This window comes from Niveispirillum fermenti (assembly GCF_048066175.1).
Lineage (GTDB): Bacteria > Pseudomonadota > Alphaproteobacteria > Azospirillales > Azospirillaceae > Niveispirillum > Niveispirillum fermenti.
This window is the reverse complement of sequence record NZ_JBLTXA010000036.1, coordinates 11,946-32,871: the sequence shown is the minus strand read 5'-3', so window position 1 is coordinate 32,871 and position 20,926 is coordinate 11,946. Positions and strand designations below refer to the sequence as shown.

Here is a 20,926-nt window from a genome sequence, read left to right as displayed (position 1 = left end):
AGATTGGGGATATCAGCCCAAAAAGCAACGGGGGCGCAAGGCGCCCCCGTGATAATCGCTCGCATCCAGACGAAAACGTGACAGATATGTGACGTCTCCGGCCGTCCGCTCCGCACCCCGCATCAATGCAGGGTGGCGGTCTGCACGTCCAGCTTCGCCTGCAGAACAGCCAGCTTGCCTTCGATGGCGGCGCGTTCGACGTCGGACTTGGCCAGGGCCAGATCCTCCGACAGGTCACCCATCTGCTTTTCCAGGGTTGCGCGATCCAGGCCGCGCACGGTGTCCAGTTCGGCCGCTTCCTCGGCCAGGATGGTCACCCGCGTGGCGGTCACCTCGCAGAAGCCACCGGCCACGAAGATGCGCTGGGTGATGGTCGCCATGTCGTTGGCATAGATGTCGATGATCCCCGGCTTCACCGTGACGATCATCGGGGCATGACCCGGCAGCACGCCCAGGAAGCCCTCGGCTCCGGGGACCACCACCATATGCACCGGCTGCGACACCAGCAGCTTCTCCGGCGACACCAGTTCGAATTCAACCTTGTCGGCCATGGTCTGAACCCTGCGCAATCTCATAGGAAACCCGTCCGGCCCCGGCCTGCACAGACCAGGATCCGGACGGGCACTAGGCTACAAACCTCAGGCGGCCTCGGCCATCTTGCGGGCCTTCTCGACAGCCTGCTCGATGGTGCCGACCATGTAGAAGGCGGCTTCCGGCAGATGGTCGTAGTCGCCGTTCACGATGCCCTTGAAGCCCTTGATGGTGTCTTCCAGGGAAACCAGAACGCCCGGGGTACCAGTGAACACTTCAGCCACATGGAACGGCTGGGACAGGAAACGCTGGATCTTGCGGGCACGGGCCACGACCAGCTTATCCTCTTCCGACAGTTCGTCCATGCCCAGGATCGCGATGATGTCCTGCAGAGCCTTGTACTGCTGCAACACCTGCTGAACCTTGCGGGCGGTGTTGTAATGGTCCTCACCGACGATGCGGGGGTCCAGGGCGCGCGACGTGCTGTCCAGCGGATCCACGGCCGGGAAAATGGCCATTTCGGCGATGGAACGGCTCAACACCGTCGTGGCGTCCAGGTGGGCGAATGACGTGGCCGGGGCCGGGTCGGTCAGATCGTCGGCGGGCACGTAAATGGCCTGCACGGACGTGATCGAGCCCTTCTTGGTCGAGGTGATACGCTCCTGCAGGCCGCCCATGTCGGTGGACAGCGTGGGCTGGTAGCCCACGGCCGACGGGATACGGCCCAGCAGCGCCGACATCTCGGCACCCGCCTGGGTGAAGCGGAAGATATTATCCACGAAGAACAGCACGTCCTGGCCTTCTTCATCGCGGAAATATTCAGCGATGGTCAGGCCGGACAGGGCGACGCGGGCACGCGCACCCGGCGGCTCGTTCATCTGACCATACACCAGGGCCACCTTGGAGCCCGGGCCGTCGGTCTTGATGACGCCGGCGTCGATCATTTCGTGGTACAGGTCGTTGCCTTCGCGGGTGCGCTCACCCACGCCGGCGAAAACCGACATACCACCGTGCGCCTTCGCGACGTTGTTGATCAGTTCCTGAATGGTCACGGTCTTGCCCACGCCCGCGCCACCGAACAGGCCGATCTTGCCGCCCTTCAGGTACGGGGCCAGCAGGTCGATGACCTTGATGCCGGTGATCAGCAGGGCGGCGTCGGTCGCCTGCTCGACGAAGTCCGGCGCGTCGCGGTGGATCGACAGGACCTTGTCGTTACCGACCGGGCCACGCTCGTCGATCGGCTCGCCGATGACGTTCAGGATGCGACCCAGGGTGGCCGGGCCGACGGGCATCTGGATCGGGGCGCCGGTGTCGCTGACCTCGTTGCCGCGAACCAGGCCGTCCGTCGTGTCCATGGCGATGGTGCGGACGGTGTTCTCACCCAGGTGCTGCGCCACTTCCAGCACCAGGGTCTTGCCCTCGTTCTGGGTATGGAGCGCGTTCAGGATCGGCGGCAGTTCGCCGCTGAACTGCACGTCCACGACGGCGCCCAGAACCTGCGTGATGCGGCCGACCGCGTTGCTGTTGTTAGCCATGGGGTAAGCTCCCTCGGAACCTTGACTTCGTCGTGAATGCGGGTGGGTTTACAACGCTTCCGCGCCGGAGATGATTTCGATCAGTTCCTTGGTGATCGAAGCCTGGCGGGTGCGGTTGTAGACCAGCGTGTACTTCTTGATCATCTCGCCGGCGTTGCGCGTGGCATTGTCCATCGCGGTCATCTGCGCGCCGAAGAACGACGCAGCGCTCTCCAGCAATGCTGAATAAACCTGGATGGCCAGATTACGCGGCAGCAGGTCGGCCAGAATGGCCTCCTCGCTCGGCTCGAACTCGTAAACGGCGCCGGCTTCCGTGGCCGTGTCGCCTGCCACTTCGGGCGCCGCGAAGGGCACCACCTGCTGCAGGGTCACGATCTGGGTCATCGCCGACTTGAACTTGTTGTAGACGATGGTCGCCACATCGAACTGGCCGGCATCGAACAGCTCCAGGATCTTCGCCGTGACGCGGTCGGCGTCGGCGAAGGAGAGCTTCTTCTTGCCCACCTCTTCGAACCCGGCGACGATCAGCGACGGGAACTCGCGCCGCAGCAGATCGCGGCCCTTGCGGCCCACGGTCAGCAGCTTGACACTCTTGCCCTCGGCCTGCAGGCGCAGGATGGTGCGACGTGTCTCGCGGACGACGGAGCTGTTGAAACCGCCGCACAGACCACGGTCACCAGTCATCACCACCAGCAGGTGGGTCTGATCGCTGCCCGTTCCGGTCATCAGGCGGGGGCCACCGGGGCCGCCCGCCACATTGGCGGAAAGGGACGTCAGCATACGCCCCATGCGATCGGCATAGGGCCGGCCGGCTTCCGCCTGCTCCTGGGCGCGGCGCAGCTTGCTGGCCGCGACCATCTTCATGGCCGACGTGATCTTCTGCGTCGACTTGACGCTGGCGATCCGGTTTCGGATGTCCTTCAAGCTCGGCATGACAGCCCTACGCTCTCAATTCGCCCCGTTGCCGGGTGCTTGGATCAGGCGAAAACCTTGGTGAAGCCGTCGAGGAAAGCCTTCAGCTTCTCTTCGGTTTCCTTGGAGATCGCCTTCTCGTTGCGGATCGTGGCCAGGATGTCGGCACCCTTGGCCCGGATTTCGTCCAGGAAGCGGGCTTCGAACCGGTTCACGTCGTTCGCCGGGATCTTGTCCAGGTAGCCCTTCACGCCGGCGAAGATCGACACGACCTGCTCTTCCACGGGCATCGGCTTGAACTGGGGCTGCTTCAGCAGCTCCGTCAGGCGCGCACCGCGGCTCAGCAGACGCTGGGTCGTGGCGTCCAGATCGGAAGCGAACTGCGCGAAGGCAGCCATTTCACGATACTGGGCCAGTTCCAGCTTGATGGTGCCGGCAACCTGCTTCATCGCCTTGATCTGGGCGGCCGAACCCACGCGGGAAACCGACAGACCGACGTTGATGGCAGGGCGGATGCCGCGATAGAACAGGCCCGTTTCCAGGAAGATCTGGCCGTCGGTGATCGAGATCACGTTCGTCGGGATGTAGGCGGACACGTCACCGGCCTGGGTCTCGATGACCGGCAGGGCCGTCAGCGAGCCGGCGCCATTGGCGTCGTTCAGCTTGGCGGCGCGTTCCAGCAGGCGGCTGTGCAGATAGAACACGTCGCCGGGATAGGCTTCGCGGCCCGGCGGACGGCGCAGCAGCAGCGACATCTGACGGTAGGCGACGGCCTGCTTGGACAGATCGTCATAAACGATCAGGGCGTGCATGCCGTTGTCGCGGAAGAACTCGCCCATGGCCGCACCCGTGTAGGGGGCCAGGAACTGCAAGGGCGCCGGCTCGGAAGCGGTGGCGGCCACGACGATGGAATATTCCAGCGCGCCGTTTTCTTCCAGGGTCTTCACGATCTGCGCGACCGTGGAGCGCTTCTGGCCCACGGCGACATAGATGCAGTAGAGCTTCTTGCTCTCGTCGTCGCCCTTGTTGATGCCCTTCTGGTTGATGAAGGTATCCAGAGCGATGGCGGTCTTGCCGGTCTGGCGGTCACCGATGATCAGCTCGCGCTGGCCACGGCCGACGGGCACCAGGGCGTCAATCGCCTTCAGGCCGGTCTGCATCGGCTCATGCACCGACTTGCGCGGGATGATGCCCGGAGCCTTCACTTCCACGCGCTGGCGGGTCACGTCGGTCAGCGGACCCTTGCCATCAATCGGGTTGCCCAGACCGTCGACAACGCGGCCCAGCAGGCCACGGCCCACGGGAACCTCCACGATGGCGCCGGTGCGCTTGACGGTGTCGCCTTCCTTGATGGCCCGGTCGGAGCCGAAGATCACCACGCCGACATTGTCGGTTTCGAGGTTCAGGGCCATGCCCTTGACCCCGCCGGGGAATTCAACCATCTCGCCGGCCTGGACCTTGTCCAGGCCATGGATACGGGCCACGCCGTCACCGATGGACAGCACCTGGCCCACTTCGGCGACATCGGCTTCGGTGCCGAAGTTCGCGATCTGCTGCTTCAGGATCGCGGAAATCTCAGCGGCGCGGATTTCCATTATCCAACCCCTTTCATGGCGAGTTTCAGCTTATTGAGCTTGGTACGCACGGAGCTATCCACCATGCGGGAACCGATTTTGACGATCATCCCGCCGATCAGCGACGGGTCGACCCAGACATCGAGCTTGACGTTGCCGCCCTCGCTCTTGTTCAGCAATTCGGCCAGCTCGGCCCATTGGGCATCGGTCAGCGGGCGCGCGACGGTCACGCGAGCCGTGACCTCGCCACGACGACGGGCCAGTTCGGCCAGAAAGCCGTCGATCATGCCCGGCAGCGCGGCCAGTCGGCGATTCTTCGCCACCAGCCCCACAAACCTGCGCACAAGCTCGCCCACACCGGCCGCGACCAGGACGGCGTCCATCGCACGCTCCTGTTCGTCACGGGCGAGTAGCGGGCTGCCGATCAAGCGGCGGAGTTCCGCGCTTTCAGCAAGCAGAGCCTTGACGGACGTCAGATCCTGGGCCGTCTGGTCCAGGGCCTGCTGCCCATCCGCGAGATCGAACAGGGCGCTCGCATAGCGCGAGGCGAGTTCGGAGACGCCAGTCCCTTCGGCTGCCACTGGGTACCTCGGTTAAAGTCCGTGGACCTGAATAATTTCAGGACGTTAGCAATGATCGGCCATACCGGGGGAGGACCCTCCGGTGTCGAGCGAGCGAGCATGTAACACAGCCCCGGCCCCTACGCAACAGCGTGCCTGTGGATTGGGGGTATGCGGTTTTGCACCGCTTCCGGCCCGAACAGCCAGGAAACGGGCCGGTTTACGACCTTGGTCGCCCCTGCGCAGTGAGCAGGTGCAAAAATGCATGGCCGGCCGAAATGCGCATTGGAAGCCCTATTCTTTTGCACCGGCGGCGATTAAGGACGCCTTAAGCAAGGGGACCCGACGATGGCCCTGTTGCGCAGGCATCGTGCCATGCGCTGTTCCAGGGTTCGCATCATGTGCGTCATTCTGCCCTTCGCCCGCCAGCGTTTCACCCCCACAGACCTTCTGGCCTGGGGCAACATCGCCGTCGATCGCCAACGCCGCGGCCTGTGGCAAAACGTGAGCCGCGTGACCGCGCCGGAACATGACCGGCTGCTGGTCTGGCTGCCCGGCAAGCAGAACCCCACCCTGCTGCTGGAACGTGATGTGCTGGGCCTTTACCGGCTGAGCTATCACGATGGCAATGGCTGGTACCAGTTCCGGCAGGGCCCCTCCATCATCGACTGTCTGGCCCATATGGACCCGGACGAGGCGCCGCAGCGCAAAGGTGCCGGCAGCCGCAGCGGAAAGTGACCCGCGGACCCTTGCCGTATCCCGCTGACGGGGTCGTCAGGCCGGGCCGAACACCCGCAGGCGCCCCTCCCACAGGGAAATATCGACAGGCAGCCGGGCAATGATGTCCCCGTCGCCCTGCACCCCCTCCCCCACCGCCCCGACCACCCTGGCAGCGATGGCCGGCAGCACCACCACATCGCGCCGGCCGGTCAGCCGGCCCAGGGACATGCACGCCGCATATGTCAGGGCCGGCAGGCGCCCTGGCCGCGTAAACATGACGGCATGCAGCACCGGCTCCTCCAGTCTGGCGAGGGGCGCCAGGACAAAGGTGCCGGCATAGAAATGACCTTTGCATAGAATGCAACTGGCCACCCTGTGCCGGCTCATCGTGCCGTCGGGCGCCTCCAGTTCGACATCATAATCCAGGCCGGGACCGGCCATGATGTGCCGCAGGCCCCCCAGGGCATAGGCGCCCTTCCCGATGGCCCGCTTCAACCGCGGGTCCATGCCGGCCACGACGCGCGCGTCCACCCCGACCCCGGCCATCATGGTGAACAGGCGCCCGTTGGCCTGGCCGGCATGGATATCGCGCACCAACCCCCGCGCCAGACCAGCACCGATTCGCAAGGCGGACCCCATCAGTCCCAACTCGTGCGCCAGGACATTGGCCGTGCCCAGTGGCACGAGGCCCAGGGGCGGAAGGCCGTTCAGCCCGGCCATAGCCATGCCGTTCACGACCTCGTTGATCGTGCCGTCCCCGCCGGCCGCCACCAGCCCGTCGATGCCACCGGCCAGGACCAGGTCGCGGGCCAGCCCTGTCGCGTCGCCCGCGGCCTGCGTCCTGTGCAAGGTCAGGCTGGCCCCCGCATCCGTGGCGGCGGCCATCACCTTTTCCACCAGCCCCGGCCGGCGGCGGCCCGCCACGGGGTTGAAGATGACAGCCAATCGCCGGCCGGGTCGTTGTGACAGTTCCACGACATCCTCATGATATATTCGTGAAATAAATGATCGACCTATATGAACAAAATAAGAAGTTTCCGTTCATAATACCGGCCACACGCCAGATACCACTGACATTACACAATATAAGGCGGTATAGGATAGCGCGATCCGCTATGGCTAGTCTTTGTGGGAAAGGCTGAAAACAGGCGGCTGGGGTTGACCGGCAATGGGGGAACATATGCTGGGCGACGGGGACGTGCGGCGCTTTCGCGCCATCTGGCTCTCGGACATCCATCTAGGAACACGGGGATGCCAGGCCGACATGCTTCTGGATTTCCTGAAACATACGGAATCTGACGTTCTTTATCTGGTCGGCGATATCGTGGACGGTTGGCGCCTGAAGAAAAGCTGGTACTGGCCGCAAAGTCACAACGACGTCGTTCAGAAGATTCTGCGCCGTGCCCGCAAGGGCGCCCAGGTCTTCCTGATCCCCGGCAATCATGACGAGGCGTTCCGCGACTATATCGGGCTGCAGTTCGGCGGCGTGACCATCCTGGAGGACACGATCCATACGGCGGCCGACGGCAAGCGGTATCTGGTCATTCATGGGGACCAGTTCGATGCCGTGGTCCGCTATGCCCGCTGGCTGGCCTTCGTGGGGGACACGGCTTACACCTTCCTGCTCTGGCTGAACACGGCACTCAACAAGGTACGGCGGAAGCTGGGCTTCTCCTACTGGTCCCTGTCCGCCTACCTGAAACACAAGACGAAGAAGGCCGTCGAATTCATCGGCGACTATGAGACCGCCCTGACCGACGAGGCGCGGCGGCGGCAGGTGGACGGCGTCATCTGCGGCCATATCCACCATGCCGAGATACGCGATATGGATGGCGTTCTCTATGTCAACGATGGGGATTGGGTCGAATCATGCACCGCACTGGTCGAACATCCCGACGGACGGCTGGAGATACTGCGCTGGGCGGATATTGTCGCCGCCCGCCAGATGGTGAAGATCGCGGCGTGAAGCTGCTGATCGTCACGGATGCCTGGCATCCGCAGGTCAACGGCGTGGTGCGGACCCTGGCCACGACACGGACCGAACTGGAACGGCTGGGCCATGTGGTGGAGGTGATCGCGCCCGACCGGTTCCGCACCATCCCCATGCCGACATACCCGGAAATCCGTCTGGCCCTGGCGCCGGGCCGGCGGGTTCGGCAGATGATCGACGCGGCCGAACCTGATGCGATCCATATCGCCACCGAAGGCCCGCTGGGATTGGCGGCACGGCGTTACTGCCTGAAACGCAAGCTGCCCTTCACCACCGCCTATCACACCCGGTTCCCGGAATATGTCCGTGACCGGGCGCCGGTGCCGCTGTCCCTGTCATACGCCTTCGTCCGGCGCTTCCATGCGCCCGCCCATTCAGTGATGGTGGCAACCGCCAGCATCGAGGCGGACCTGCAACGGCGCGGCTTCACCAATATCCGGCGCTGGTCGCGGGGAGTGGATACCGACCTGTTCCGGCCACGCGACAAGGGCCTTTTCGCCCATCTGCCCCGCCCCGTTTTCCTTTCCGTCGGCCGGGTCGCCGTGGAGAAGAATATCGAGGCGTTCCTGTCGCTGGACCTGCCCGGCAGCAAGGTCGTGGTGGGCGATGGGCCGCAACTGGCGGAACTGAAGGCCAAATACCCGACGGTCACCTTTGTCGGCGCCAAGCATGGCGAAGACCTGGCCCGGCATTATGCGGCCGCCGACGTCTTCGTCTTCCCATCCCGCACCGACACGTTCGGGCTGGTGCTGCTGGAAGCGCTGGCATCCGGCCTGCCCGTTGCCGCCTTCCCCGTACCGGGGCCGCTGGACGTGATCGGGAACAGCCCGGCAGGGGCGTTGAGCGAGGATTTACGCACGGCCTGCCTCAAGGCCGTGGATATCGACCCGGCGATCTGCCGCAACCATGCGCTTGGTTTTTCCTGGCGGGCCTGCGCACAGCAGTTCCTGGAAAACTTGCGGCCGTTCAAAGGTGTGGCTTAAGCGTCGTGCTCAACGCGCCCCTTTGGCGCGGGGGAGGGCTTCGTACAACAATGGTGTTGAAATGATCGCAACACCATTGAAACCGTATTCACCGATATACTCGAAGATATGGCCTATTGAAGCGCACGTTCGGGCAAGCCTGGAAGCCGGCACTGAACGAAGGAAGGGGTATCAATCCTCTTCCTTCACCCGCTCCATATCCGCCCCACAGGCGGCCAGCTTGGCCTCCACCCGCTCATAGCCGCGATCCAGGTGATAGATGCGGCTGACGGTCGTTTCGCCCTGGGCGGCCAGACCGGCCAGCACCAGCGACACCGACGCGCGCAGGTCGGTGGCCATGACAGGCGCACCCGTCAGCCTGGGCACCCCGCGTACCAGGGCGGACGAGCCATGGACGGTGATGTTGGCCCCCATGCGCGACAGTTCCGGCACATGCATGAAGCGGTTCTCGAAGATCGTCTCGGTGATCATCGAGGCGCCGCGCGCCACGCACATCAGCGCCATCATCTGGGCCTGAAGGTCGGTGGGGAAGCCCGGGAACGGTTCCGTCATGACATCGACGCCGATCAACTCGCCGGCCGTGGCCGACACCATGATGCCGCCGGGCGTCTCCGTCATCTTCACATTGGCGCCGGCCAGGGTCTTTGCGACGGCCTTCAGGTCGCCCATGCGGGCACCCAGCAGTTCCAGCTCGCCCCCCGTGATGGCGGCGGCCATGGCGAAGGTGCCGGCCTCGATCCGGTCGGGCAACACGGCATAGGTGGCCCCATGCAGCCTTTCCTTGCCCTTGATCACCAGACGGTCGGAACCGATGCCCTCGATCTCCGCCCCCATGGCGATCAGGCAGCGGGCCAGATCACCGATCTCCGGCTCCCGCGCGGCATTGACCAGCACCGTCTCGCCCTTGGCCAGCGTGGCGGCCATCATCAGGTTCTCCGTGGCGCCCACCGACACCTGCGGGAAGACGAACTCCGCCCCAACCAGCCCGCCTTCGGGCGCCCTGGCCAGGATATAGCCGCCTTCGATCTCGATCACCGCACCCATGGCCTGCAGCCCCTTGATATGCAGGTCAACGGGGCGGGTGCCGATGGCGCAGCCGCCGGGCAGGCTGACCTTGGCCTGGCCGAAACGCGCCACCAGCGGCCCCAGCACCAGCACGCTGGCCCGCATCTTGCGTACCAGGTCGTAAGGGGCCGTGGTGTTGAAGATGTCGTTGGCATAAAGCTCCACCGACCGGCCGCTGGACCCGAAGGCATCGCGGCCGTTGATATGCACCTCCACCCCGTGCTGGGCCAGCAGGCGGTTCATGGTGGTGATGTCGGCCAGCAGCGGCAGGTTGGTCAGCGTCAGCTTCTCATCCGTCAGAAGGCAGGCCGCCTGCAACGGCAGGGCCGCATTCTTGGCACCGGAAACAGTGATCTGGCCCTTCAGCGGGTTGCCGCCGCGGATACGGAGCTTGTCCATGGGGAGAATCGTTTCGTTCAGAAGGATAAAGGCAGCCCGCACCCTGGGCCGTGATGATGGCGGATCGGAGGCGGGACGATCAGAGACGCGCCAGCGTGACGCCGCGTTGTTTCATATATTTGCCGGCCCGGTCGGCATAGGACACCTCGCACGGGCTGGCCCCCTGGAAGAACAGGAACTGGCACAGCCCCTCATGGGCATAGACCTTGGCCGGCAGCGGGGTGGTATTGGAAATTTCCAGGGTCACATGCCCTTCCCATTCCGGTTCCAGCGGCGTGACATTCACGATCAGGCCGCAGCGGGCGTAGGTGGACTTGCCCAGGCAGACGACCAGCACATCGCGCGGGATGCGGAAATATTCCACGGTCCGGGCCAGCACGAAGCTGTTGGGGGGGATGACGCAGACATCCGTCTCCCGATCGACAAAGCTGGTCTGGTCGAACTGCTTGGGATCGACGACGGCATTGTCGACATTGGTGAAGATCTTGAATTCCGGCGCGACGCGGGCGTCGTAGCCGTAGGAGGACAGGCCGTAGGAGATCACCCCCTCACGCTTCTGCGCCTCCACGAACGGCTCGATCATGCCGTGCCTGGTCGCCTGCTCCCGTATCCAGCTATCGGGCATGATCGGCATGTCGGTTCCCCACAATCCACGTCCCGGGTGTTCTTCCCGTGGCGGCGCCACCCCGGCGGCACGCCCCAAGACCTTGTAGCCCAGCGTCAAAGCCGGCTCAAGCGGTGGTGTCGGGCATCTGCCGTTCGGCCGGGTCGCCGTCAAGGGCTGCCATGGCCTCCTGCGCTTCGCGCGCCCGGTCCTGATCCTTGCGGCGGCGCAGATTGTCCCGCAGCGCCTGGGCCAGCCGGTCCTTGCGGTCGTCCTTCTTGGGCGGCGGAGAGGTCATGTCTTCGGTTCCCCTGCATGGAAGTGGCGGAATTCCTGACCTTTCCGGCCGCGCACGTCAAGCATGCGGAAAAAATCCACGCGCTCATCCTTTTTTTGCTTGCGACCTGGGGGCTGAAGTGGCACATAGCCGCCCACCGCGGCGGTGACGCCCCGGTGCCAGAAAATGGCGCTGCTGCCGTAGCTCAGTCGGTAGAGCGCGTCCTTGGTAAGGACGAGGTCGTTGGTTCGATTCCAATCGGCAGCACCATTTCCGGATAAAACAAAACCCGCCCACCGGCAATGGTGAGGCGGGTTTTGTTTTATCCGGCCTGCACTGACGCGCCGGGTGGAAGGCACGGATACGTGGCGGGTCCCCGTCAGGCCTGCCCCCTGGCCCCACCCCTGCCGCCCATCAGCACGGACAGAAGCTGTGTGCGGCTGTTGACGCCCAGCTTGCCATAGATCGACCGCAGGTGATTCTCAACGGTGCGCGGGCTGATGGACAGGCGCCCGGCGATGGAGGCGTTGCACAGGCCCGCGCCCAGCATTTCCACCACCTGGGTTTCCCGCTCCGTCAGGCCGGCAGCGGCGCAGGCGTCGGCCAGCGACAGGCTGACCGGCTGGTGGCGCAGGGCAATGACGATCCTGTCCCCGTCGCGGCTGCTGCGATGGCGGCGGGCCGTCACAGCCATTTCCCGGCGCCCTGTGCCGCCCGTGCCGGCCGTCACGGCGGAAAAGCTGATCTCCTCCGGCAGCACACCCGTGCGGCGCCAGGCAAAGTCCATGCGCGACCGCACCTCCTCCAGCAGAGAGGACAGGGTGTCCCCCATCTGCCCGTCGCCGATGACGCGCGGCGTCGCCTGACGCAGAATGAAATTCTCGTCAAAGACGGCGACGTCGACATCCCCGTCGGCCTGCACCAGAGCCTGTACCAGCCCGTCAGTATCGGCCAGTGCCGCGCGCAGGCCCAGATTCTGCAACGCCGCATTCATGGCCGGCACCAGCGACCAGAAGGCGGAGATATCCCCTTCGGTGAACAGGTCCTGGCCATCGGTGCGGTGAAAGCCAAGGCACATGACATGCCGCCCCGCCGCCTGCACGGGCACGCACAGCGCCAGAACGTCGGCTATGCCCGCGGGCTTCAGGAATTCGTTGTAATAGAGCGTGTGGGAGAATTCCCCGAGATCGACGGTGGACCCCAGATGCGCCACGCGCGGCCCGTCTTCGCCCACCGGACGCTCCAGCCAGCCGATGCCGTTGCGGATCACAGGGTCCTGGCGGAAATAGGCACGGTCGGCATAAGTGGAGGCCGACCGTGGCGTGGGCCCGACATAGGCGGCGCGCATCACGCGGCTGTCGGCCGCCGGAAATTTGCTGAACTGCATGAACACGCTGCTTTCGGCGCGCAGAAGGGCCGACACAGGCTCCAGGATGGACGGCCGGATACGGTCGATCCCCCCGCAGGACAGTATGGAACTGCTGACGCAGGCCCCGCCGGACGGGACCAGACCCTGGGCAAACATGGTTACCCTCCCTTGTCGCCGGCCGCTTGAGGCATTGTGCCATGCAGCCGGTCGATATCATGCCTGCGGCAAGCCATTTATCGCAGGCGGGCCCAATCGGGACTCCCGGCAATGGCTTGCAAATTGCCGGGAGTCCCAGCAATGGCTTGCAGATCGCATGGTCTTGATTTGTAATTATTGGCAAAGCTTACCGGCCCCCTTTCGCAACGTCAACGGCTGAAGGGCCGGGCGATGGGCCGTAACGACGCATTTTCCTGTATGTCCGGAAAATTCCGTCCATGTCATTCTGGGACAAGACGGCATCCACGACACCCCGCATGCTTCCCCCGTCCGGTTGGAACTGTGGGAGGGATGCCTGATGGCACGCATGCAAGGAAAGGTGGCGCTGGTGACGGGTGCCGCGTCCGGGATCGGCCGGGCCACCTGCGAGATACTGGCCCGTGAGGGGGCAAATGTCGTAGCGGCCGACATCAATCAGGCCGGGGCGGAAGAAACGGTGGCCCGCATCGGTGCCGACCGCGCCTTCTTTCAGTATCTGGACGTGGCTGACGAACAGAGCTGGGTCGACGCGCTAGCCGCCACACAGGCGCGCTGGGGCAAGCTGAACGTGCTGGCCAATGTCGCGGGCATCGGCAGCAGCGGGGATTTCGAGGCCACGCCGCTGGCGGACTGGAACCGGATGATCGCCGTCAACCTGACGGGCGTTTTCCTGGGCTGCAAGCATGCGGTCGGCACCATCGCGAAATCGGGTGAAACCGGCGCCATCGTGAATGTCGCGTCGGTGGGCGCCCATATCGCCGGCCCCGACATCGTGGCCTATTGCGCCAGCAAGGGCGGGGTACGGATGCTGAGCAAGGGGGTCGCCATGCATTGCGCGGCCAGGGGCCTGCCCATCCGCTGCAATTCCATCAACCCGACCTTCGTGGACAGCGAGATGCTGGATCCCATCGCCAGCCTGTTCGGCGACCGCGACACGATGCGTTCCGCCATGGCGCGGCAGATCCCGGTCGGCCGCCTGGCCCGGCCCGTGGATATCGCCAATGGCGTGCTGTTCCTGGCCAGCGATGAAGCGGCGATGGTCAGCGGCACGGAGCTTTTCATCGACGGCGCCCAGACGGCCGGGTTCCCGTCGCAGCATTCCGGCTGACCCGTGCCTGGGTCGGCCGCACGATTTCATCAAGGGGAGAAGACATGGGCAAGGGTAGGGTTTCCGGCAAGGTCGCCATTGTCACGGGCGCCGCATCCGGTCTGGGTTATGCCATCGCCGCCATGCTGGCCCGCGAAGGGGCGGTGGTGACGCTGACCGACGTGAACGAGGCGGCCGGCACGGAGGCGGCGGCCCGGATCGGGGCCGCCGCCCGCTTCGTCCGCCAGGACGTTGTGGAGGAGGAGGGCTGGAAGGCGCTGGTCGCCGGCACGGTCGCCCGCGACGGCGGGCTGCATATCCTGGTGAACAATGCCGGTATCGGCCTGTCACCGGGCAAGCGCGACCCCGAACATGCGCCGCTGGAGCAATGGCAGCGCATCAACAAGGTGAATGGCGAGGGCGTGTTCCTGGGCTGCAAGCATGCCATTCCCGCCATGCGCGACAGCGGCGGCGGGTCGATCATCAACCTGTCTTCCATCGCCGCCCTGGTGGCCACGCCCTTCCTGACGGCCTATGGCTTCTCCAAGGCGGGGGTGGCGCAACTGAGCAAGTCGGTGGCGCTCTATTGCGCGCAGGGCCGCACGCGCATCCGCTGCAATTCCGTTCATCCGGGACAGATCTACACCCCCATGCTGGACAGCCTGTTCGATGAATTGTCGGCCGGGCATGGCATCACCCGCGAGCAGGCCCGCGAAGCCTTCCTGAGCAAGATCCCCATGGGTGAGTTCGGAGAGCCGGACGACATCGCCTACGCCGTGCTGTACCTGGCCTCCGACGAGGCCAAGCATGTCACGGGCACGCAGGTGGTGGTCGATGGCGGCATGAACCTGAACCCCTGACATGCGGATGGGTAGAGGGGCGGTCCGGCCGTGGGGCCGCCCCTCTACCCATCCGCCATCCCACCGCAGCGCCGGCCGCCCCCTCTTCAGGCCGCCAGGGCCCCGCCAGCCACCCGCGATGCCCGCCAGGCGCGGGGGCTGGTGCCATAGGCGGCGCGGAAGCAGCGGCTGAAATGCGCGGCATCGTTGAAGCCCCAGGAAAAGGCGATGTCGGTGACGCTGCGCGCGCCCTGCACAGGATCGCCCAGCGCGGCCCGGCAGCGTTCCAGCCGGCAGGCGCGGACATGGTCGGCGAACCGCAGCCCCATGGCCGCGAACAGCCTGTGCAGGTGGCGCACGGAAATGCCCGCCGCCACGGCGATGGCGGCGGGCGACAGGTCCGGCTCATCCAGCCGCGTTTCCACCAGCCGGAGCAGCAGGCGCGGGGAAATGCCGCCGGTCATGGTCCCCCCTCCCCGCCTCAGCCGAAGGTCCGCACCGGGTCCTCGCCCTGCCAGCCGACATTGGCGAGTTGGATGGTGGTGAACAGCTTCTCCACCATGGGCGTCATCTCGATCAGTTCGATCATGCCGCCCAGCGTGCGCGTGGTGTCCATATAGGCGGCACGCGCGCCCACCCCGGCCACGCCGTACAGCGCCTGCTCATAGCCCAGGCCCTTGTAGAATTCGACCGAGGCGTCGAAATCCGGGCAGGACAGGGCGAAATGGTGGAAGCCATGGCCCTGGCGGTCCGCGACTTCCTTGTAGACACTGGGCGCGTCGTTGTTCTGCTGGATCAGTTCGAAGATCATGTGGCCGGACGCACCAAGGGCGATGGTCAGGTCGGCATCGCAGGGCTGCCCGCGATAGGTGAAGTCGGCCAGCGGGAAATGCTCGAACAGGAACCAGGGACCGATATTCAGCCGCTTGGTATAATCGTGCATGGCCCGGTGGATATCGTCGCAAGTGAAGGCGACCTGGATGATGCCGTCGGTCGGCTGACCGAAATTCAGCAGGGGCATGGGTTCTGTCCTCGTTGGGGGGATGATCCCCACCCCCGCCCGGATGGCCGGACGGGGGTGGGGTTTCACATCAGAAGCGATACTTGACGCTCAGCATCCATTCGCGCGGACGGCCGTAATAGGCTTCGTCGATACCGAAGGTGGCGGCGGCCAGCAGGTTGGTGACATAGGTCTTGTCGAACAGGTTGGTGACGGCGGCCGCCACTTCCCAATCCTCATCCGGGTTGCGCCAGGCAAGGCGCAGGTTGGCCAGCCAATAGGCGTCCTGCGCCAGTTCCGGCATGGTGACCCTGTACCCCTCGGCCACCTGTGCCGCCGTCAGCGCCTTGCGCACGTCGGGCTGCCCCTGCCAGTTGCTGCCGCCACCCAGGTTGTAGGGGTCCTTCCAGGTCTTGGACCGGTAGGAGGCGTCGCCGCGCAGCGACAGGGAACCGATGCCGTCCATCCACCATGTCTGCTGCGCCCCGACGGTGAAGGTCCATTCCGGCGCATCGACCAGCTTGTCGTCCAGCGACAGGTCGGTGTCGCAGAACCGGCCGCTGGTCGCGTCATAGATGGCCGCCACGCAGGCAGAGCGGTTGAACTTGTCCCATTTGGAATTGAGATAGCCGCCGGCCAGGTTCAGGTCGAAGCCGCGGAACAGCCGCGCCGTCACCTCGCCCTCGAAGCCCCACAGGATGCTGTCGCCGATGTTGCGGGTCAGCAGCAGAAGGGCGCCCCCACCGCTGGAACCAACGGTCGTGACCTGCATGTCGTTGTAATTGCTGTAGAAGGCGGCAAGGTTCACGATGACGCTGCCGTTCATCAGCGTATTCTTCGACCCCAGTTCGTAGGTGTAGAGCACCTCCGGATCATAGGCGAGATCGGTATTGTTCTGCTGCGTGGGGCGCGGCGACCAGCCGCCGCCCTTGAAGCCCTTGGACCAGGATGCATAAACCATGTGATCGGCCGTCAGCGTCCAGGCCAGCCCCACCTTCGGCGTGAAGGAACCCCAACTGTCCTTCAGTTCGCGCGGCCCGACATACCGGGCAAGGCCGTTTTCCTCGAATGGCGGGATGGTGCCCGTATAGCCCGGCGTGCCCGGCCCGAATTTCGGGTCCTGGACAAGCTGGAGCATATTGTCCTGGGTATAGACCTTCTTGTCCTCGCTATAACGGCCGCCCAGCGTCAGGTTCAGGTCGGGCGTCAGGTCATAGTTGATCTGGCTGAACAATGCCCAGGTATCGACCTTGATCCTGTTCTTGGGGAAATAATCGAAGCTGAAGGCATTGGTCGTGCAGTCCGGCTGCGGGCCGGTGGTACAGGGGCCGACAGCGTACATGTCCGGCAGCACGGGGCTCAGCACCTCGTAAAGCCCGCTGTAAAGCCGGACGGCATTGTCGTCGAAGGCATTTTCACGCAGGTAATAACCACCCGTGACCCAGCGCAGCCGGCCGTTCAACGCATCGCCGGACAGTTGCAGTTCCTGGCTGAACTGGTCCTGCGTCACCCGGTTGGCCGTGGCCGCCACGGGATAGGGCGACTTGTCGGCATCGCGCGGGAAATAGGCGTCGATCTCGCGATAGGCCGTGATGGATTTCAAGGACAGGCCGTCTCCCAGGTCCCAATCGACAGAAGCCGACAGGCCCCAAACCTCGTTATTGTCCTTGGACGGGTCCAGGCTGCTGGAAACGCCTGGCTTGTCCGATATCCAGCGGCTGTCGAACTTGGTGCCGGCCGGCAGCCCCAGCTTCTGGTTCCAGTAGGGAACGATGACGCTGTTGTAGAGATCGTCGAAACGGAACAGCCCGTCGGACGGCGTGGGGTCCACGGCCAGCGGCGGCAGCCCGCCCGGCAGGCCGGGAATGGTGGGCGCACCGGCCAGGGCCGCGAAATACTGGAAGGCGGTCGGCTCGAAACCGAGTGCCGCCACCACCTCCGGCGGCAGTCCCAGCGAGGGCGCCGTGTCGGACGGATAGCGGTTGACCAGCGAACCGGCAGGCCCGTTCTGCCGCTGGCGCTGGTAGTCGCCCTGGATGGTGATGTCCAGATTTTCCGAGGGCAGCCAGCGGATGGCCCCGCGCACGAGTTGCTTGCCCTCATCCGACAGGTCCTCTCCCGTCGTGACGTTGCGGCCCCAGCCATTGCGGTGGATCGATGCGCCCGACAGCTTGAAGCCCAGCACACCCGGCACGATCGGCCCGCTGACATAGGCCTTCACGTCGGACCGGTGATAGGAACCGGTGGTGCCCTCGATCGAGCCTTCAAAGGCACCATCCACGATGACGGGCTTGGTCACGATCTTGATGGCGCCGCCGACCGTGTTCTTGCCATAGAGCGTGCCCTGCGGGCCGCGCAGCACCTCCAGCCGTTCCACATCCGACAGGTCCAGCGCGCCGCCGATGGTCCGCGCCAGGTACACGTCGTCGACATAAAGACCGACACCGGGATCGGTCGGGAACAGGAAATCCTGCTGGCCGACGCCGCGGATATAGGCGTTCAGCGAACTGCCGCCGCCATCGGCGCGACCGCTGCTGATTTCCACATTGGGCGTGAAGCGCGCGATACCGACAAGGTTGGAGACGGCTTGGTCGGTCAGGGTGGAAGCGGTGAAGGCGGTGACCGACACGGGCGCTTCCTGCAGGCGTTCGGCCCTGCGCTGCGCGGTGACGACAATCTCGTCCAGCCGCAGGCTGTCATCCAGGGCGGCCGGCGCATTTTGCGCCAGCGAAGGCGAGGTGCCGACCACGGCCAGCGCCGTTCCCGCCAAGGCAAGGCAGCGCGTCAACCTCAATGGACGCCGCAAATATTGCGGTGCAAAATAAAACGGGGCAGCCATGGGCTCATCCTCCCTTGCGGACCATTATTGTTGATGTTGGGAAAATGATGCGGCAGCCTGGATCGCCACTATATAGCGGGAATTACCCATGCTCGACTGCGCAGGTTCGCCCCATATGGGTAATTCCCGCTATGCCGGCTTCCATCTCGGCTTTCTATCCTTGGGTCATGCATTGCACATGACGGAGGATTTGCCAGATGAGTGCCCCTTTGCTGACCCGGACCGGTACCGGCACCGTTGCCGCCACCAAGCAGCACCGCCCGGCCTTCTTCAATCCCGACACCCTGCCCTGGCTGCCCTGGGTGATGCCCGGCACCTTCTTCAAACTGTTGAACATCAACCCGATCAATGGCGGCTTCAGCATGATGCTGAAGGTGGAGCCGGACAATTGGGCACCGGTCCATGGGCATCTGGGCCAGGTGGAGGGCTGGCTGCTGGAAGGCGGCTTCGGCTATGGCGAGGATCGCGGCCGCACCGGCTATTACGTGCTGGAAAGCGGTGGTATCCGGCATGAACCCGATACGGACAAGGACGGGATGGTGATGTTCGCCATCGCCCATGGCCCCCTGTGCGGATACAACGATGACGGGTCGATCGCCGGCATCGTGGATGCGCGTGCGATGTATGACCTGGCCGTCGCCGGCGGGGCGGCGGACCACCTGACAAAGCCCCTGGATTGGTGAGGAAACGCCCATGACTGCGCCCGTGCCCAGCCACGTTGCCGGCCCGACCGACATTCCGTTGCTGTCCCTGACCATCGGCCAGGCCCTGGAACGGGCGGCCGGGGCCTGGGGCGGACGGGACGCGCTGGTGGTCCCGGGTCAGTCCGTGCGCTGGACCTGGGCGGAACTGGCCGACCGCGCGGACCGGCTGGCGGCCGGCCTGCTGTCGCTGGGGCTGTGCCCCGGCGACCGTGTCGGCATCTGGTCGCCCAACCGGGCGGAATGGGCCCTGACACAGTTCGCCACGGCGCGGGCGGGCCTGGTGCTTGTCACCATCAATCCGTCCTACCAGGCGGCCGAACTGGAATATGCCCTGAACAAGGTCGGATGCCGGGCGCTGATCCTGGCGCCCGGCTTCAAGGGGGCCGATTATGGGGGGCTGCTGCGTGGCCTGGCACCCGAACTGGGCCGCGGGCCGGCCGGAATGCTGGTATCGGCCCGGCTGCCGGACCTGCGCCACGTCATCGCGCTGGGCGATGCGGCCATGGACGGTACCATCCCCTTCGACCAGGTGGCGGCGGGCGCGGACACGGGCCGGTTGGCCGCCATCGCCGGGCGCCTGTTACCCGATGATGCCATCAATATCCAGTTCACCAGCGGCACCACGGGCCAGCCCAAGGGGGCGACGCTGACCCACCGCAACATCCTGAACAACGGGTATTTCGTGGGACGGGGTATGGCGCTGTCGGAAACCGACCGCATCTGCGTACCGGTCCCGCTCTATCATTGTTTCGGGATGGTCATGGGCAATCTGGCCGCCGTGACCCATGGAGCCTGTCTGGTCTATCCCGGGGAGGGGTTCGACCCGCTGGCCACGCTGACGGCCGCGTCGGCGGAGCGCTGCACGGCGCTTTACGGCGTGCCCACCATGTTCATCGCGATGCTGGACCATCCGGACTTCGCACGGTTCGACCTGTCGGCGCTGCGGACCGGGATCATGGCCGGGGCCCCCTGCCCCGTCACCGTCATGCGTCGCGTGCTGGACCAGATGCATATGCGCGATGTCACCATCTGCTATGGCATGACGGAAACCAGTCCCGTCAGTTTCCAGACCGGTATCGACGCGCCGCTGGACAAGCGTGTGGGCAGCGTGGGGCGCGTGCATCCGCATCTGGAGGTGCGCATCACCGATGCCACAGGAGCGACCGTCCCGCGCGGCGTGTCGGGCGAACTGCTGACCCGCGGCTATTCCGTCATGAAGGGTTACTGGGCCGACCCGGCGCGCACGGCGGAAGCCGTGGACGGTGATGGCTGGATGCATACCGGCGACCTGGCCGTGATCGACGATGAGGGCTGGTGCAACATCGTCGGCCGCGTGAAGGACATGGTGATCCGCGGCGGAGAGAATATCTATCCGCGGGAGGTCGAGGAATTCCTTTACCGCCACCCGGCCGTGCAGGATGTCCAGGTCTTCGGCGTGCCCGACGCCCGCTATGGCGAGGCCCTGTGCGCCTGGATACGCCCGCGTTCCGGCACGGCCCCGACGGACGAGGATATCCGCGCCTTCTGCCAGGGCCAGATCGCCCATTTCAAGATCCCAAAGCATATCCGCTTCGTCACGGACTTTCCCATGACGGTCACCGGCAAGGTCCAGAAATTCGCCATGCGCGACGCGATGGCGGCGGAACTGGGCCTGGCGGAGGAGCGGACGGCCTGAAAGGGCGTCCCCCCGGCTGTCGCCCGTGACGAGGCAAGGCACAATGAATGTCCCGAAGGGACGCCGCC

General features: G+C 65.1%; 20 protein-coding genes and 1 tRNA gene. 8 read left to right on the top strand and 13 right to left on the bottom strand.

The genetic code is table 11. From position 1 onward, the window contains the following. Positions 1-122 precede the first annotated feature (122 nt). From atpC to ACM9LZ_RS22005, 5 genes are all read right to left on the bottom strand, one after another. Positions 123-551: an ATP synthase F1 subunit epsilon gene (gene atpC, locus ACM9LZ_RS22025; RefSeq protein WP_416621678.1), complete on the bottom strand. Its 429-nt coding sequence runs from the start codon at positions 549-551 to the stop codon at positions 123-125. A gap of 87 nt (positions 552-638) precedes the next feature. Continuing rightward, the gene (atpD, locus tag ACM9LZ_RS22020) at positions 639-2,066 is read right to left on the bottom strand and encodes a F0F1 ATP synthase subunit beta (protein WP_416621677.1); all 1,428 of its coding nucleotides are present in this window, start codon (positions 2,064-2,066) and stop codon (positions 639-641) included. A gap of 48 nt (positions 2,067-2,114) precedes the next feature. After that, positions 2,115-2,999 carry a F0F1 ATP synthase subunit gamma gene (locus tag ACM9LZ_RS22015; RefSeq protein ID WP_416621676.1) on the bottom strand — a complete coding sequence of 295 codons (885 nt, stop codon included), beginning with the start codon at positions 2,997-2,999 and terminating at the stop codon, positions 2,115-2,117. A gap of 44 nt (positions 3,000-3,043) precedes the next feature. Beyond that, positions 3,044-4,573, bottom strand: coding sequence for a F0F1 ATP synthase subunit alpha (gene atpA / locus ACM9LZ_RS22010; RefSeq protein WP_416621675.1), 1,530 nt, complete (start codon positions 4,571-4,573; stop codon positions 3,044-3,046). Further along, complete coding sequence (locus ACM9LZ_RS22005) at positions 4,573-5,133, bottom strand: F0F1 ATP synthase subunit delta (protein ID WP_416621674.1); 561 nt, start codon at positions 5,131-5,133, stop codon at positions 4,573-4,575. Before ACM9LZ_RS22005 ends, atpA begins: the two co-directional genes overlap by 1 nt. A gap of 378 nt (positions 5,134-5,511) precedes the next feature. On the opposite strand from ACM9LZ_RS22005, the gene ACM9LZ_RS22000 reads away from it, so the two are divergent. Continuing rightward, on the top strand, positions 5,512-5,850 hold the full coding sequence (locus ACM9LZ_RS22000; protein ID WP_416621673.1) for a hypothetical protein: 339 nt from the start codon (positions 5,512-5,514) through the stop codon (positions 5,848-5,850). 36 nt (positions 5,851-5,886) lie between these two features. Here ACM9LZ_RS22000 and ACM9LZ_RS21995 read toward each other — a convergent pair whose 3' ends face one another. Further along, positions 5,887-6,807: a diacylglycerol/lipid kinase family protein gene (locus ACM9LZ_RS21995; RefSeq protein ID WP_416621672.1), complete on the bottom strand. Its 921-nt coding sequence runs from the start codon at positions 6,805-6,807 to the stop codon at positions 5,887-5,889. 205 nt (positions 6,808-7,012) lie between these two features. On the opposite strand from ACM9LZ_RS21995, the gene ACM9LZ_RS21990 reads away from it, so the two are divergent. Then, positions 7,013-7,798: a UDP-2,3-diacylglucosamine diphosphatase gene (locus ACM9LZ_RS21990; protein WP_416621685.1), complete on the top strand. Its 786-nt coding sequence runs from the start codon at positions 7,013-7,015 to the stop codon at positions 7,796-7,798. Further along, complete coding sequence (locus ACM9LZ_RS21985) at positions 7,795-8,805, top strand: glycosyltransferase family 4 protein (RefSeq protein ID WP_416621671.1); 1,011 nt, start codon at positions 7,795-7,797, stop codon at positions 8,803-8,805. The genes ACM9LZ_RS21990 and ACM9LZ_RS21985 overlap by 4 nt, the downstream gene beginning before the upstream one ends. Before the next feature lie 171 nt (positions 8,806-8,976). Here the strand turns inward: ACM9LZ_RS21985 and murA are convergent, their stop codons facing one another. The 3 genes from murA to ACM9LZ_RS21970 form a co-directional block, all read right to left on the bottom strand. Continuing rightward, the gene (murA, locus tag ACM9LZ_RS21980) at positions 8,977-10,269 is read right to left on the bottom strand and encodes a UDP-N-acetylglucosamine 1-carboxyvinyltransferase (protein WP_416621670.1); all 1,293 of its coding nucleotides are present in this window, start codon (positions 10,267-10,269) and stop codon (positions 8,977-8,979) included. Between the two features lie 79 nt (positions 10,270-10,348). Then, positions 10,349-10,903, bottom strand: a complete 555-nt coding sequence (dcd, locus tag ACM9LZ_RS21975) for a dCTP deaminase (RefSeq protein ID WP_416621669.1) — start codon at positions 10,901-10,903, stop codon at positions 10,349-10,351. A 97-nt stretch (positions 10,904-11,000) separates the two neighbouring features. Then, complete coding sequence (locus ACM9LZ_RS21970) at positions 11,001-11,171, bottom strand: hypothetical protein (protein WP_416621668.1); 171 nt, start codon at positions 11,169-11,171, stop codon at positions 11,001-11,003. Between the two features lie 173 nt (positions 11,172-11,344). Here ACM9LZ_RS21970 and ACM9LZ_RS21965 point away from each other — a divergent pair. After that, positions 11,345-11,420: transfer RNA gene (locus ACM9LZ_RS21965), tRNA-Thr, on the top strand. Positions 11,421-11,529: 109 nt separating this feature from the next. On the opposite strand, the gene ACM9LZ_RS21960 is transcribed toward ACM9LZ_RS21965, so the two are convergent. After that, positions 11,530-12,675 (bottom strand): helix-turn-helix transcriptional regulator, encoded by a 1,146-nt coding sequence (locus tag ACM9LZ_RS21960; protein WP_416621667.1) that lies wholly within the window; start codon positions 12,673-12,675, stop codon positions 11,530-11,532. Positions 12,676-13,033: 358 nt separating this feature from the next. Here ACM9LZ_RS21960 and ACM9LZ_RS21955 point away from each other — a divergent pair, with 358 nt between their 5' ends. Both ACM9LZ_RS21955 and ACM9LZ_RS21950 read left to right on the top strand, forming a co-directional pair. Then, positions 13,034-13,822, top strand: a complete 789-nt coding sequence (locus tag ACM9LZ_RS21955) for an SDR family NAD(P)-dependent oxidoreductase (RefSeq protein ID WP_416621666.1) — start codon at positions 13,034-13,036, stop codon at positions 13,820-13,822. Between the two features lie 44 nt (positions 13,823-13,866). Next, positions 13,867-14,661: a glucose 1-dehydrogenase gene (locus ACM9LZ_RS21950; RefSeq protein ID WP_416621665.1), complete on the top strand. Its 795-nt coding sequence runs from the start codon at positions 13,867-13,869 to the stop codon at positions 14,659-14,661. Between the two features lie 86 nt (positions 14,662-14,747). On the opposite strand, the gene ACM9LZ_RS21945 is transcribed toward ACM9LZ_RS21950, so the two are convergent. From ACM9LZ_RS21945 to ACM9LZ_RS21935, 3 genes are all read right to left on the bottom strand, one after another. After that, a complete protein-coding gene (locus ACM9LZ_RS21945) occupies positions 14,748-15,104 on the bottom strand; it encodes a helix-turn-helix domain-containing protein (protein ID WP_416621664.1) in 357 nt (118 codons plus the stop codon). A gap of 17 nt (positions 15,105-15,121) precedes the next feature. Then, positions 15,122-15,661: a VOC family protein gene (locus ACM9LZ_RS21940; protein WP_416621663.1), complete on the bottom strand. Its 540-nt coding sequence runs from the start codon at positions 15,659-15,661 to the stop codon at positions 15,122-15,124. Between the two features lie 70 nt (positions 15,662-15,731). Continuing rightward, the gene (locus tag ACM9LZ_RS21935) at positions 15,732-18,428 is read right to left on the bottom strand and encodes a TonB-dependent receptor (protein WP_416621662.1); all 2,697 of its coding nucleotides are present in this window, start codon (positions 18,426-18,428) and stop codon (positions 15,732-15,734) included. Positions 18,429-18,676: 248 nt separating this feature from the next. Between ACM9LZ_RS21935 and ACM9LZ_RS21930 the strand changes: the two genes are divergently transcribed. Then, complete coding sequence (locus tag ACM9LZ_RS21930; protein WP_416621661.1) at positions 18,677-19,162, top strand: 2,4'-dihydroxyacetophenone dioxygenase family protein; 486 nt, start codon at positions 18,677-18,679, stop codon at positions 19,160-19,162. A gap of 10 nt (positions 19,163-19,172) precedes the next feature. Continuing rightward, complete coding sequence (locus ACM9LZ_RS21925) at positions 19,173-20,858, top strand: AMP-binding protein (protein WP_416621660.1); 1,686 nt, start codon at positions 19,173-19,175, stop codon at positions 20,856-20,858. The last annotated feature ends 68 nt before the right edge of the window (positions 20,859-20,926 follow it).